This window comes from Anaerobium acetethylicum, assembly GCF_900096945.1.
In the GTDB taxonomy this organism is placed as follows: domain Bacteria; phylum Bacillota; class Clostridia; order Lachnospirales; family Lachnospiraceae; genus Anaerobium; species Anaerobium acetethylicum.
This window is the reverse complement of the sequence record NZ_FMKA01000023.1, coordinates 1-14,556: the sequence shown is the minus strand read 5'-3', so window position 1 is coordinate 14,556 and position 14,556 is coordinate 1. Positions and strand designations below refer to the sequence as shown.

12 protein-coding genes are annotated in these 14,556 nt (G+C 37.1%); all 12 read left to right on the top strand.

From position 1 onward, the window contains the following. Positions 1-7 precede the first annotated feature (7 nt). Positions 8-1,648: a DNA cytosine methyltransferase gene (locus BJR36_RS14510; RefSeq protein ID WP_091235647.1), complete on the top strand. Its 1,641-nt coding sequence runs from the start codon at positions 8-10 to the stop codon at positions 1,646-1,648. A 16-nt stretch (positions 1,649-1,664) separates the two neighbouring features. After that, complete coding sequence (locus BJR36_RS14505) at positions 1,665-3,620, top strand: DUF2075 domain-containing protein (protein ID WP_091235645.1); 1,956 nt, start codon at positions 1,665-1,667, stop codon at positions 3,618-3,620. A gap of 14 nt (positions 3,621-3,634) precedes the next feature. Continuing rightward, a complete protein-coding gene (locus BJR36_RS14500; protein ID WP_091235642.1) occupies positions 3,635-4,093 on the top strand; it encodes a very short patch repair endonuclease in 459 nt (152 codons plus the stop codon). A 965-nt stretch (positions 4,094-5,058) separates the two neighbouring features. After that, on the top strand, positions 5,059-5,247 hold the full coding sequence (locus tag BJR36_RS14495; protein WP_091235640.1) for a hypothetical protein: 189 nt from the start codon (positions 5,059-5,061) through the stop codon (positions 5,245-5,247). 40 nt (positions 5,248-5,287) lie between these two features. Further along, a complete protein-coding gene (locus BJR36_RS14490; protein WP_091235638.1) occupies positions 5,288-7,006 on the top strand; it encodes a recombinase family protein in 1,719 nt (572 codons plus the stop codon). Between the two features lie 10 nt (positions 7,007-7,016). Next, positions 7,017-8,720, top strand: coding sequence for a recombinase family protein (locus BJR36_RS14485; RefSeq protein ID WP_169823715.1), 1,704 nt, complete (start codon positions 7,017-7,019; stop codon positions 8,718-8,720). A gap of 1 nt (position 8,721) precedes the next feature. Beyond that, positions 8,722-10,332: a recombinase family protein gene (locus BJR36_RS14480; RefSeq protein WP_091235634.1), complete on the top strand. Its 1,611-nt coding sequence runs from the start codon at positions 8,722-8,724 to the stop codon at positions 10,330-10,332. Positions 10,333-10,526: 194 nt separating this feature from the next. Further along, complete coding sequence (locus BJR36_RS14475; protein WP_091235632.1) at positions 10,527-10,973, top strand: very short patch repair endonuclease; 447 nt, start codon at positions 10,527-10,529, stop codon at positions 10,971-10,973. Between the two features lie 359 nt (positions 10,974-11,332). Further along, entirely contained in the window at positions 11,333-11,542 is a 210-nt protein-coding gene (locus BJR36_RS14470) for a helix-turn-helix domain-containing protein (protein ID WP_091235630.1), read from the top strand. Next, a complete protein-coding gene (locus BJR36_RS14465) occupies positions 11,542-12,612 on the top strand; it encodes a DNA cytosine methyltransferase (RefSeq protein ID WP_091235628.1) in 1,071 nt (356 codons plus the stop codon). The genes BJR36_RS14470 and BJR36_RS14465 overlap by 1 nt, the downstream gene beginning before the upstream one ends. Positions 12,613-12,621: 9 nt before the next feature. Further along, a complete protein-coding gene (locus tag BJR36_RS14460) occupies positions 12,622-14,178 on the top strand; it encodes a PDDEXK family nuclease (RefSeq protein WP_091235627.1) in 1,557 nt (518 codons plus the stop codon). 63 nt (positions 14,179-14,241) lie between these two features. Then, positions 14,242-14,391 (top strand): hypothetical protein, encoded by a 150-nt coding sequence (locus tag BJR36_RS20365; protein ID WP_169823714.1) that lies wholly within the window; start codon positions 14,242-14,244, stop codon positions 14,389-14,391. Positions 14,392-14,556: the final 165 nt, after the last annotated feature.

The window sequence follows — 14,556 nt, the reverse complement described above, 5'->3', positions numbered from 1 at the left end:
GTAATTTATGTATAAAATTTTAGATTTATTTGCGGGAGCAGGGGGTCTCAGTTTAGGATTTGAAATGACCGGTCAGTTTGAGGTTGTGGCAATTGTTGAGAATAATAAAAATGCTGCTAAAACATATAAAAAAAATCATCCAGGTTTAAAAAATTATGATGATATTTTAAAAGTGAATTTTCGAAAAATAGTAGAAGAAAACGGTAAGATTGATGTTGTAATTGGGGGTCCACCATGTCAGGGGTTTTCAAATGCAAATCGTCAGAGAAGACAGCTGATTAATGGAAGTAATGAACTTGTTAAGAGGTATGTTAAAGCAATAGAAGAAATAAGACCAAAGGCATTTGTCATGGAAAATGTAAAAACTATTGCTTCCGATAAACATGCATTTTGCTTGACACATGATGATTATGATTACATTACGAATACATTACAGTTACAGATTCATGATGGAGATGTTGTTTTATATGAAGGAGAGTACGTAAATGAAATAAATGAATTATGCGAAAATCATGATGCACATGAGCTGAGCTTGCTTAGTGAAGAAGAACTTTATGTGATTTATAATCTTTATAAAAAGCGAAACCAGCTACAAAAGTATTTTAAAAAGACAGCTAACGTAAAGAAAGTAGAAAATATCATAGGGCATATGGAAGTAAAAGAAGAAATGCCAAATTGGTATAATAATTCCACAATGAATGCTAGAAATGTTCTTCAAAGTATGATTGATAGAGTGGGAAATATCGATATAAATAGTATTGGTTTAGTAAGGAATTTTTGGGATATCCAAAGATTTTTTCAAGGAATGCTTGAACTGGACAGTAAAAATGCGATTTTTGAAAGAATTGTTGCGAATAGGTCAATTATTGTAAGAATGCATACATACATAGTTATTGATTTCATAAGAAGTGTGTTTAAGCATTTAGGATATGCAATCAATGGTAAAGTATTGAATGCAGCATCGTTTGGGGTGCCACAAACAAGAGAACGTTTTATTCTAATTGGCGTAAAAGAAGAAGCTGTTAACAGTGAAATACATCTTCCAGAGGACTTGATTGAAAATCCTAATGACTATATTTCTGTTAAGCAGGCTATAGGAGATTTAGTGAGGTATATGCCTACTACCCAAAGTATGGAAGAGATACAGAAAAGAGTCAGTATGCCGGTGATTAATTCATATTACAGAAAACTTGTTTTAGACAGTACAGGCAAAGAAATTTTTAATCATGTATGTACAGAAACTAGAGAAACAGCTTTGGAAAGATTTGGAATGATTCAGCAAGGTGAAAATTTCCATTCGTTGCCCGATGAATTAAAGCACACATATGAAAATCCAGCAAGAACTCAGAATACGATTTACAAAAGGTTGGCATATGATCATCCATCGGATACTGTTGTCAATGTAAGAAAATCTATGTGGATTCATCCAGAACTTAATAGAGCAGTAAGTGCAAGAGAAGCTGCGAGATTGCAGAGCTTTCCAGATAATTATATATTTTTGGGGACAAAGGATTCGGTATATCAGCAGATAGGTAATGCGGTGCCGCCTTTATTAGGGCGTGCAGTTGCTGAAAAAGTATTAGAATTAATCGGTTGTGACCAGGAATACGAAACACTTAAGAGTATTTACGATCAATATAAAAAGTAAGCGGAAAGGAGCAAGTATGGCAAAGGAATATTACCGCAATTCAATAAAAAAATTTTTATGTGAACCGAATGATATTGTTATTGGTGATTTGTTAATAAATGATGACTTTGAAACTACAGATTTGCAGAAAAATGCATGGAAAGAAGAAGTCGTTATATTAAAAGAGCAGCTAGAGGTATTTGCTTCTGGAGATATTGTTTTTGAATATACAATACCACGTATAGGCAGTCGTATTGATACCGTTTTGATTATTAATGGTGTACTATTCTTATTGGAGTTTAAGGTTGGTGCAAAGGAATATTCAAAGTCGGCAAAAGATCAGGTTATGGACTATGCACTTGATCTTAAATATTTTCATGAAGAGAGTAAAAATAAGATTATTGTTCCGATTATTATCGCAACAGAAGCAGACAGTATAACAAATTCTGTTGATATGATGAGTGATAAGATATTTGATGTTATTAGTTGTAATAAAGGCAATATACAAGCTTTGATCTTTGATATATTAAGTCGAACTGAAGAGAAGGAAATAGATTTAGAAAGCTGGATAAATTCAAGATATATGCCTACACCGACTATTATTGAGGCGGCCCAGGCATTATACAGAAACCATTCTGTTGAAGATATTTCAAGAAATGATGCGGGAGCAACGAATTTGAGTCAGACAACCATTGCAATAGGAAAGATAATAGATCAGTGCAAGAAGCGAGGAGAAAAAGCAATTTGTTTTGTTACGGGTGTCCCGGGGGCTGGAAAAACTCTCGCAGGGCTAAATATAGCCAATGAAAGACATCAATTTGAAGAGAATGAACATGCTGTGTTTCTGTCTGGAAACGGACCGCTCGTTGATGTATTACATGCTGCTTTGGCTAGAGATAAAGCAAAACGGACAGATGTAACAATTAGAGAGGCAGAAAGGGAAACAAAATCTTTTATACAGATAATTCACAAATTCCGAGATGATGCTCTGAGTAGTAATAGAGCACCGGTAGAAAAAGTTTCCGTTTTTGATGAAGCGCAAAGAGCGTGGGATAAAGATGCATTAACTAATTTTATGAACAGAAAGAAAGGCGTTCCAAACTTTGATAAATCTGAGCCGGATTTTTTGATCAGTATTATGGATAGACATGAAGACTGGGCCACTATTATTTGTTTAGTTGGTGGTGGGCAGGAAATATATAGAGGAGAGGCTGGAATATCAGATTGGTTTGCGGCTCTTAAGGCGGGATATTCGGATTGGAAAATATATTTGTCGGATAAAATGACGGATTCCGAGTATATTGGTAATGAATCACTTCAGGATTTGCTTGGTAATAGAGAATATGATTCCATTAGTGAATTGCATTTGGGTGTATCACTACGTTCGTTTAGAAGTGAGAAATTATCTGAATTTACAAAGGCATTATTAGATAATGAGTTACACATGGCAAAAAAAATATATAGCGAATTAAAAGAGACATATCCGATTGTTATGACTAGAAATTTTGATAAAGCAAAAAAGTGGGTAAAAAGTAAAGCTCGAGGAACAGAACGATACGGATTGCTTGCAAGTTCCGAAGGCAAAAGACTTAGAGCAAACGGAATATGGGTGCCTACTACAATTAATCATGTCGGCTGGTTTCTAAATGGAAAAGATAATGTCGATTCATCGTTTTATCTTGAAGTTGCGGCATCAGAGTTTAAAGTGCAAGGATTAGAAATTGATTATGGATTACTTGCATGGGATGCGGATTTTAGATATTACAATAGAATGTTTGCTTACCATAAATTCAGAGGCGATAAGTGGACACATGTCAGAAAGGAGCAACAACAGAAATATTTAAAAAATTCTTACAGGGTTCTGTTAACTAGGGCAAGACAAGGATTAGTAATTTACGTTCCAGAAGGAAGTGATATTGATCCAACGACGCTGAGGGAATATTATGATGGAACTTACGAATATTTTAAACAAATCGGAATAGGTGAAATATAAAGGCAGGTGATGGGATGGATGATTTGACAAAAGAGCAACGTCATAAAAATATGAAAAGAATCCATTCGACGGATACCAAAATCGAAGTGATTTTAAGAAAGGCACTATGGGATAAAGGATATCGTTACAGAAAAAATTATACAAAACTTCCAGGGAATCCTGATATTGTACTTACAAAGTATAAAATTGCTATATTCTGTGACGGTGAGTTTTTTCATGGAAAGGATTGGGAAGTATTAAAACCAAAACTAAAACAAAGTAATAACAGTGATTATTGGGTTAGTAAAATTTCTAGAAATCGAGAACGAGATGATGAGATTAATAAACAACTTTTATTTCTTGGTTGGACTGTAATTCGCTTTTGGGGAAATGATATTAAGAAACACACTGGTGAATGTGTGAAGGTTATTGAAGAAACGATACAGGAGCAATTAAGATATGATGATATGGATGTGAACAAAAATAAATATTAGTATATTCGAAAAGGGAATAGGGGAGTGCGAAATTTCAAGAGTTGAAATCAAATTACGAATTTTGTCAAGGACTATGCCGCGTTGAGCGATGTAAAGTATCCACGATAAAATTTGTGATTTAATGTCAAGTGGCCAAACGAAGAAGCAAGTTCCCTGGTAAAGTTTTTGAGTGTCATTTTCTAAATACTGGTACAATTTTTATTATCATTTATAGATATGTGTTGGATATTTTGTTTGCATAGTATATGGAGCTCAGAATTTTCCGCATTATTGGAACGGAATATTCATATGTATAATGTTAAAAGTTGCATCTGATAAATATGGCGGGTAAATCCAGCCGGTTTTCACACGAAATTTTTATGAAATTTTTTAAAAATCAAAGTAGACAAACATTTGTTTGGATGTTATTATAAAGTAAGTAGTTCAACTTAAGTGTTCAGCCAAACACGGAACTACGCTAACTATTAACCTGTTGTGAGTGCCTAGCCAGCGCAAGAGCAACATCATTTTCAGGCAATATAATATAGTTGACAATAGACAGCTTTTTAATAGCGGTGTTAAAAGATGAACGCCGCAAAATAAAGAGACCGCTGTCCATGGTTAACAAAGTGAAGTGAAAGCTTCAATACATACGGATTCCCTCAAAAGGGGCAAAAGGATTAGGAACAGAATAAGGAATTTAGCGATTTTTGTGCCTGCCAAAGGCAGATAGTCTGTCTGGCACAAAAAGGGTCTGTTCTGCAAAAAAAGTATAGCAACAGCCAGGATACATGTATCGTGTACACATGTATTTCTTTCAGGTTGCGTCCTTCCGTATGTAAAGAAGTAATAGCTGGAAACTCGAAGTTTATACATGAGATGTATATATTTCAGAGTCATACTTTGTTTACTGTGGAGAGCGGTTTTTTGCGTTTCGTGATATTTGTAAAGCGGTCTCCGTTTTTACGAAAGAAGGAGAAGATTTTTTGATAGAAGAACAGACGGGAGCAATTGTCAGCGATGCCGGTAAGGATGTTGTGGAGAAGGGGAAAACCGTTGCACATAATGTGAAGAATGTGGATAAATATAAGATCAAGGTTGGATATGGGGATGCCCATATGGAAGACCTGATGGTCTCTTACATTGACCGGAAAGCATCGCTGAAGTATGGATGAGATACTTATGATTACGGAGCACAATAGGAGGAATTGATAGATGGGAATTAAGGAACTTGATAGCTACAGAACAGGAATGTATTTGAGGCTTTCATCAGGAGATGATGACCGTGATGGGAAGGGGAAGGTGGATAGCAATAGTATCACGAACCAGAAACTTCTGATAGAAGATTTTATAAAAACCAGGCCGGAATTTAAGCTTGCAGATATGTTTGTTGATGATGGCTTTACGGGCAGCAATTTTGAAAGGCCTGGCTATCAGCATATGATGAAGGCAGTAGAGCAGGGAAGGCTTGACTGCATTATAGTTAAGGATTTATCGCGAATTGCCAGGGAACATATCGGCGGAGACGAGCTGATTCTTAAGACATTTGATAAATATGGCGTAAGATTCATAGCAATTACCGATAACTTTGACAGCCTTACAGCAGACCATGGAGAGAAGCATATTATCATACCAATGAAGAATCTGATTAATGATAATTATTGCCACGATATTTCTATAAAGGTCAGGTCCAGTCAACAGGTTAAGAGGGCAAACGGAGAGTTTGTAGGAGCATTTGCACCATATGGCTATACCAAGGCAGATGATAATAAGAATCAGCTTATCTCGGATGAATATGCAGCCGGAATTGTTCAGGATATATTTGCAAAGAAATTAGCAGGAATGAGTGCATCTGCCATCGCAAATGACCTGAATACCAACGGAGTATTATCGCCGATGGCATATAAGAAAAAAACTGGTCAGAAGTATTCTACCAGCTTTCAGGGAACAGGTGATCCCAAGTGGTCTGCTCAGACCATTGGCAGGATTTTAAAAGACGAAGTGTATGTAGGAGTACTGGCGCAGGGTAAGAGAACAAGAATAAATCATAAGGTTATGAGGGAGGTTATGGTGCCTAAGTGCGACTGGATTATCATTGAAAATTCGCATGTACCGATTGTTTCAAGAGCAGATTTCGATGCAGTTCAGATACTTATGAATCGTGATACTAAAGCAATAGCCGGACAGAAGGAATCATACATTTATGGGGGATTGCTGTATTGCGGTGATTGCGGTACGAGTATGGTCAGACGTTCTTATACATACAGGGGTAAGCAGATAGTGAATTACATTTGTTCCAATTATAACCGTAATGGCAAGGGAAATTGCACCAGGCACGCCATAAGGGAAGAGGTGCTGAGCGAGATTATTCTTGGGCAGTTACAGTCCTATATTGACAACATGCGTGACTGTGAAAAACTGGTAGAGCATTTGGATGAGCTGAATGTGAATTATGATGAAGCGGTAGCACATGATAAAGAGATAGCCGGATTAAAGGCTGAAATAACAAAGTATGCGGTGCTGAAATCTTCTCTTTACAATGATTTGCAGGATGAGATTATTACCAAAGAGCAGTTTGTCCGATACCGGGAAATTTATACAGTTAAGGAAGCAGAGCTGGAAGAGGCAGTAAAGAAACAGGAGAAAATTATTCATGGCATTTATAATAGTGGACTTGCCATTGCAGATGAGCTGGCTAAATTTCGCGAGAATTTTAAGATTGAAGAAATGGATCGGATTGCATTGGTAACATTTGTTGACAGGATCCTGATATATGAAGATACAGTGGAGATTATCTTTAAGTATAGTAACGAGATGGAGAAGGTTGCGGGGATTGTTCAGACTGCAAATGAGCTGACAGGGCAGGATGCATTAGGAGCAGGAGCCATAGCGATTGATGGAAACTGTGTACTGGAATTGAAGGGCGGTGTGTAGGATGGCACGAATGGCTGGCAGGTTTAATGCAGTTGCTAAAAATAATGTAATCGTAGAAGATAACCATTCAGTGAAAACAAGAACGTTCCGTACTGCGTTTTATGCGAGATTATCAGTTGAACTGAAGATGAAGCCTTCAGATTCTATTGCAAATCAACTTGCTATAATGAGGGACTATGTAAAGGATAAGCAGGAATTCGCAGAAACCTACGAGTACATCGATAACGGCGTATCTGGTACAAGTTTTGACAGGCCTGCATTTCAGCAGATGATGGAGAATGCCAGAGCTGGGAAAATCAATTGCATTATTGTAAAAGATTTATCCAGATTTGGCAGAACCTATATCGAGTCCGGCAATTATATAGAGACGATACTGCCATTCCTTGGGATTCGGTTTATTTCTGTGAATGATCATTTTGATTCGGATGAAGGATTTAACCAAAATAAAGCATTGGAGATTTCGCTTAAGAATCTGGTGAATGACATGTATGCCAAGGACATTTCCAAAAGGATTGCATGCAGCAGAAGGATGGATATGGAAAAGGGCAAGTTCGTTGGCAGTAATGCACCATATGGATATCTTGCAGATTCAAATGATCCATTGAGAAAGTATGTGATTGACGAGCCGGCAGCTGATGTTGTGCGTCAGATATTTTCTATGGCACTGGAAGGAACAAATATGCGTAATATCTCAATTGCTTTACAGGATTACAATTTATCCAGTCCAGGTGAATACCTGAAAACAAAGAGGCTTTATCATGCAAATAATGAGGATGCGAAGCCTTGGTACATAGGAACTCTTTCTTCTATTCTTTCCAACCAGGCATATATCGGAAATATGGTGCAGGGTAAGAGGAGAACAAGATTAAGCGAGAATGAAAAAACGCATTCTACAGATAAAAAAGAGTGGGTAATTGTAGAGAATACGCATGAAGCTATTATCGATAAAGAGGCTTTTTATGCAGTAAGGGATTTGTTTGCAAAGAAGGTGGAGAAAAGCGCTTTTTCTTCCGACCGAGGCAAACATATACCTATGAAGGCGGATATTCTGGATGGCATTCTGTACTGTGGTACATGTGGAAAAAAGATTCCGATGATGTCCAAACTTGTGGAAAAGAATGGGAAGTTGTGCAGGCAGTATTTTTATCAGTGTCGATATAGTTATGATGCCGGTAAAGAGAAAAAGTGCATCAGCTCCTGGCTGGAAAGGGATATCGTTCAGTCAGTATATGATGCGCTGTCATTCCAGGTTGCGATGCAGTACGAAAAGGCAGATACAATTGTTGACAAGATGAATGAAATCATTGCAGATAAGATGGATGCATTTGATGAAAAGATAAAATCTCTGGAAAAGCGAATTGAAAAAGCGGAGCATTGCGAGAGCAAATCATACGAAGGCTATGTTATGGGAGATGTCACAAAACAGGAATTGGCTCGACTGCAGAAGAAAAACGCAAAAGAAATCGCCAATCTCAAAGGGCAGATTATTGATGAAACAGAGAACAAATCCAGGGAGAAGAAAAAACTTGAAAAGGAAGTACGCTGGTGGTCCGCTGCATCCTGCATGAGAGGGAAAGCATCGCTGAACAGAGAGATTGTAGAGGCGATGATTTCTCGTATTGAATTGTACCCGGATAAGAATATTCAAATCACCTATCATTTCAAGGACCCTCTTACAGAGGAAAGGGAAAAGTACAGAAGGGAGCATTCATAACATGGAACAGATAGCGATGTATTTGAGATTATCCAAAGAAGATGATTTTGTTGCAGATGAAAGCAATAGTATTACGAATCAGCGTAAGTTCATCAGATCTTTTATCAAAAAAGACAAGGAACTTAAAAAAATGAATGTAATAGAATTTGCTGATGACGGATATTCAGGCAAGAACATGGAAAGGCCAGACCTGCAAAACATGCTGGAATTGATCAAAAGGCAGCAGATTTCCTGTGTTATCATAAAGGATTTTTCGCGATTTTCAAGAGATCATATCGTTCAGGGGAAATATATTGAGCAGATATTTCCGTTTATGGGTGTTCGGTTTATTTCCATCAATGATAATTATGACAGCCAGGATCATATTGGCGGCATTGGAGAAATTGATATCTCTTTCAAGGCGCTACTCTATGATTTTTATAGTGAAGATTTATCTGAGAAGGTAAAGGCTTCGCTGAAGTCCATTCGGAGTAATGGAAACTACATTGCTGTATATGCACCATACGGCTATGTGAAAAGCGCGGAGGACAAGCATCAGTTGGTAGTTGATGATGTGGCTTCCAAGGTTGTAAAGAGGATTTTCAAGGAATATAAGTCAGGTGCTTCAATGTATAAGATAGCCCGAAATCTCAATGATGATAGAATTGTTCCACCAGGTGTTTATATTGCCGAGACGGAAGGCAATGAGAAGATGCTTGCCAGGTACAAGAAAAGGAAACCGCTTTGGAATGTATTAGCCATCGGAAGAATTCTTGATAATGAACAGTATACGGGAACATTGGTATATAACCGATACAAGAGTAAAGAGGTCGGTGCAAGAAGCTGTGTGGCACTGCCGGAAGAAGAGTGGCGGAAAATCGAAAATTGTCATCAGGCTATTATATCCAAGAAAGAATTTCAGAAAGTGAAAGAACTCCGAGAATTGAATTATCAAAAATTCACAGATGGGAAGCGCCATGCGAGACACTGCCTGGTTGGCAAGATGAGATGTGGCGATTGTGGACATACACTTGTACATACGTATAGTGGACGTCCAAAGTATTACTGCATTAAGAAATTCCTGGATCAGAGCAGCGGTGACTGTAGGAATAGTATTTTGGATGCTGATATTGAAGAGGTGGTTTTGACTATGCTGCAACAGCATGCGGATGTTTTAGTTGATTCCAGAGAAATTGTTGATTTACAGCGTAAAAAGAATGAAGAAAGACTTAGAATAGCGGAGAAACACTTGGAAGATATGGAGCATTCGTTGGTGTTGCTGCAACAGGATCTCCGTGCCAGTTATGAAGCATACAAAATGGAAGTGACAGATAAAGATACCTATCTTGAACAGAAGAAAATATATGAGCAGATGATGGAAAAAATGCAGGAGAATATTGAGAAGCAGAAGGTAGCAGTGAGGCAGATTTCTGATATGGATGTGCCAGAGGCAGCGGGATTTGAGATGTTGGATGGGAGTATGAAACTGACAAAACTGAATAAGGAAATGGCAGAAGTGTTTGTGGATGAGATTGTGGTGTATGACGAGGGGAGGATTGAAATAAAGTGGAAGTTTGGGGATAAGAGTAATAGGCTCGTGAATATTGAAGATGTGGAAGGAATGATAAGATAACGATTGCAAAATATCCTGATAGCAAGGCACAGAAAATAGGTTGTGCTTAACTATCAGGGTATTTTGCTGTACAATGAAATATAATAGAGTAAGGATTTTCAAGGCAAAGTCAAGAGAACTGTAAGACGAATTTCTAAAGGAAGTCCATAAAAAGAAATTGAAAATATACCGATAGCATACCAGGAGGTGATTGTATGGATCGTATGACCAAGGAGCAGCGGCACAAGACCATGAGCCATATACGGGGCAAGGACACCAAGATAGAGATAAGCCTACGTAAAGCCCTTTGGAACAAGGGCTTCCGGTATCGAAAGAACTATAAGGCTTTGCCCGGAACTCCGGATATTGCTTTGACCAAATACAAGATTGCGATTTTCTGCGATAGCGAGTTTTTCCATGGGAAGGACTGGGAGATATTGAAGCCCAAACTGGAGCTGGCGGAGAACAGCGAATATTGGATAAATAAAATAGAACGAAACCGGGAGAGAGACATCGAGAGAGACCAGGAACTGCTGTTTCTTGGATGGACGGTCATACACTTCTGGGGAAAAGATATATTGAAAAAGACGGAAGAATGCGTTAAGGTGATTGAAGATGCGGTGTTCAATGTGATTTTTGGGGGAAATGCCGCTGGAGGATGATGATTATTAAGTTGATTTTATTGGTCTGAAACTGAAAGGATGCAGAGGATGGCTACACCGTGGTGAAGTTTGAACTACACTTTGATAAAATTGATGGATGAAAATTAATACTTGAATCGAACTTGTGTTCGTGGTAAGATGTTATATATTTTGAAAATAAATAACGTTGTTGAATTAGTTGGATGATAAATATCCCTTTTATATGATTATATAGTGCATTTTGATTTGAATGTTTCGGAAGATTCGTCTTTGAAAAAAACATATAAGCTAAATGAATGTTTTGACATTATCAAAAAAAACGTTTACAATATTAAAGTTAAATTTACTTTGTAGCAAGCAGGTAGCAGGAGAAAATTCATATGACAATATCAGAACAAATTAAGGTGATTTGTGTGCGTTGCAATGTGAGCGAAGCAGAATTGGCCAGAAGGTTAGGAAAATCACCGCAAAGTTTAAATTCAAAAATGAAAAGAAAAAGTTTTACAGTTTCGGATCTTGATGCTGTTGCGGATGCATTAGGTATTTCGTTTCAAAGAAAATTTATTTTACCGAATGGAGAGGAAATATAATGAATTCAGAAATCACAACAGAATTTAGACTAGGAGAATTATTTTGCGGACCAGGAGGTCTTGCTTTAGGGGCTACAACAGCAAAGATAAGTAATCCAGATTATAAGATAGTTCACAAATGGGCCAACGATTATGATGCAGATACTTGCAAAACATACATAAGAAATATCTGTCCTGATGATGAAGAAAGCGTTATCTGCGGGGATGTCAGAAAATTAGATATTGATAAATTAGGAGATATTGATGCACTAGCATTTGGATTTCCATGTAATGATTTTTCGGTTGTTGGAGAACAAAAGGGTTTTGATGGCGTGTTCGGTCCTTTATATACTTATGGCGTAAATGTATTAAAAAGATATAAGCCTTTATGGTTTTTGGCTGAAAATGTCGGTGGATTAAAAAGTGCTAATGATGGAAAAGCATTTAAAAAAATTCAATTAGATTTAATTAAAGCGGGATATAAAATATATCCTAATCTATATAAATTTGAAGAATATGGAGTTCCGCAGGCGAGACATAGAATGATAATTATTGGTATTCGAAATGATTTACCTTATGAGTTTAAAGTTCCAAGTCCAGAGCCATATAAAAATATCAACAATACATGCAGGCATGCGTTAGAAGTTCCACCAATACCTGGATATGCTACAAATAATGAATTGACAAAGCAATCTCCAACAGTAGTTGAAAGATTAAAACATATTAAGCCAGGGCAGAATGCATTCACAGCTGATTTACCTGAAGAATTACAGTTGAATGTAAAAGGTGCAAAAATAAGTCAGATATATAAAAGATTAGATCCAAATAAACCAGCTTATACAGTTACAGGTTCTGGAGGCGGCGGGACTCATATATATCATTATGAGATACCGAGGGCGCTTACCAATAGAGAAAGGGCAAGGCTTCAGACTTTTCCTGATACGTATGTATTTGAGGGTTCAAAAGAATCTGTTAGAAAGCAGATTGGAATGGCGGTACCTTCAAAAGGGGCTAGAATTATTTTTGAGGCCGTACTGAATTCGTTTGCTGGAATTAATTATGAAAGTGTAGAATCAAATATATCAGAGTAGGTGATAAGGGTGTTGAATTATTGGTGGGTTACAAGACCGAAAAGGAAATTAAATGCAATACCTGAAGTGTTAGGGGCATTTGCAGATTTATCCTTGAATCAAGAATGGGAAGGACAAAGGGATTCTCATCTTGCATATGAAGATGCACTTGAAGTAGCTGGATTGAAGAGAAAAGGCGAAAGAAGGGATCAAACAGGTGGTGGAGCTAGAACTTATATGGCATGGCTTGTAAGTTTGGGTTTGGTTTTTAAACAAGATTCATCAGGAAAAATCAAATTGACTTTGGCTGGAGAAGCAATTATGAATGGAGATTCTCCTGTTCAAGTGCTGTCCAGTCAGGTTTTAAAATATCAGTTCCCATCTTCTTTTTCAACGGGAAGAGGGGTACAAGTGGCTGAAAGGTTTAAAATACGACCGTTTAGGTTTCTGTTAAAATTATTGGATGACGATAAAATTGGATGTTTAACAGAAGAAGAAATAGCAAAAATTGTTGTAACCGAAGCGGAGAATGAAACAGAGAAATGCTATAACTGTGTTGTGGATAGAATTATTCAATTTAGAAATTTTGGTGATAAATGTCTTGAGGAAGATTTTTTCACTAAATATAAGCCGTCAAAAGGTGCTGTCAATCCAGATCATCCATATAGTCATTTGACTGATTTGGCAAATACCTTAGTTAATTGGCTGGAATACACGCAATTAGCAAAGCGCGAAGATGGGAAATTATATATTTTGGACGATAAACATGAGGAAGTAGTCTCAATATTAAGAGAATCCCCAAGTTTTATTGATAGACCTGAACAGCATGAATATTTTCAACGTAAGTACGGAATTGATCCGAAGCATCGCAAAGATAATAGAAACCTTGCACAAACACAAACTATTACTGCAAGAGTTATTGCAAGGCAAAAGATTATGCAGGCATATATTGCAGAGTCCTTAGAAAGACCAATAACAAGAATAACTCCTCAATTAGTAGATTATATAGTACATCAAACGGGAATTGATGGGAAACTTGTAGAAGAAGTATTAGTGGAGCAATATCCTACGGGCTCGGTAGGTGCATTTATGACAAAATATTTTGAAATGGCATTTAAGGGAAGAGAGGAGGCTGTTGACTTTGAAAAAGCAACTGTAGAGCTTTTTCACGATGTATTTGGTTTTGAATCGAAGCATGTAGGTCCGATTGGTTTAACGCCAGATGTATTGTTGATTTCAGATTTAGATGGATATCAAGCAATTATTGATAATAAGGCATACAGCAAATATACCATTAGTAACGATCATTATAACAGGATGGTTCATAATTACATTGAAAATTTAGCTAATTATAGTGAAAGTAATAATAATCTTGCGTTTTTCTCTTATATAGCTGGAGGTTTTGGAAGCAATATAGATGGTCAGATTAGAAATATTGTGAATACAACTGGCATTAACGGATCTGCTATAAGTGTTTCGAATGTAATAAGAATGGTGGACATACATAATAGTAATCCTTTCAATCATCAAAAGATTAAAGATGTATTCAGTATGAATAGGCAGGTTTTGCTAAAAGATTTAACTTAATATATTGAATTTATAGTGGTCGTCCGAAATATTACTGCAATAAGAAATATCTGGATCAGAGAAATGGAAATACAGAAAGCCGAAAGAGTATTCTGGATGTGGTATTTAAGAAATGGTTCTAAGTATACTGCAACAGTATGCAGACGTACGGTTGATTCCAGAACCATTATTGATATCCTGGATTCCCGCAACTCCTCACTAGGTTTCTACTAGAAAGCACTTAAAATGCTAACTTCCCAAGGTTTACCCACTCAATGCCATCTGACCTATTAGAAATCGATGGCATTGGGATATAGATTACTTGCTCTCTAAGAAAGCAATAATCTCAGCGCGGCTCCTACAACTATTTTGTATCGCCGCTATGAGTTCCTCGTTTTC

Coding starts and splice junctions, on each gene's coding strand:
- BJR36_RS14500 (WP_091235642.1), top strand. CDS start 3,635: ATGGATGATTTGACAAAAGAGCAACGTCATAAAAATATGAAAAGAATC.
- BJR36_RS14475 (WP_091235632.1), top strand. CDS start 10,527: ATGGATCGTATGACCAAGGAGCAGCGGCACAAGACCATGAGCCATATA.
- BJR36_RS14470 (WP_091235630.1), top strand. CDS start 11,333: ATGACAATATCAGAACAAATTAAGGTGATTTGTGTGCGTTGCAATGTG.
- BJR36_RS14490 (WP_091235638.1), top strand. CDS start 5,288: ATGGGAATTAAGGAACTTGATAGCTACAGAACAGGAATGTATTTGAGG.
- BJR36_RS20365 (WP_169823714.1), top strand. CDS start 14,242: ATGGAAATACAGAAAGCCGAAAGAGTATTCTGGATGTGGTATTTAAGA.
- BJR36_RS14480 (WP_091235634.1), top strand. CDS start 8,722: ATGGAACAGATAGCGATGTATTTGAGATTATCCAAAGAAGATGATTTT.
- BJR36_RS14465 (WP_091235628.1), top strand. CDS start 11,542: ATGAATTCAGAAATCACAACAGAATTTAGACTAGGAGAATTATTTTGC.
- BJR36_RS14505 (WP_091235645.1), top strand. CDS start 1,665: ATGGCAAAGGAATATTACCGCAATTCAATAAAAAAATTTTTATGTGAA.
- BJR36_RS14510 (WP_091235647.1), top strand. CDS start 8: ATGTATAAAATTTTAGATTTATTTGCGGGAGCAGGGGGTCTCAGTTTA.
- BJR36_RS14485 (WP_169823715.1), top strand. CDS start 7,017: ATGGCTGGCAGGTTTAATGCAGTTGCTAAAAATAATGTAATCGTAGAA.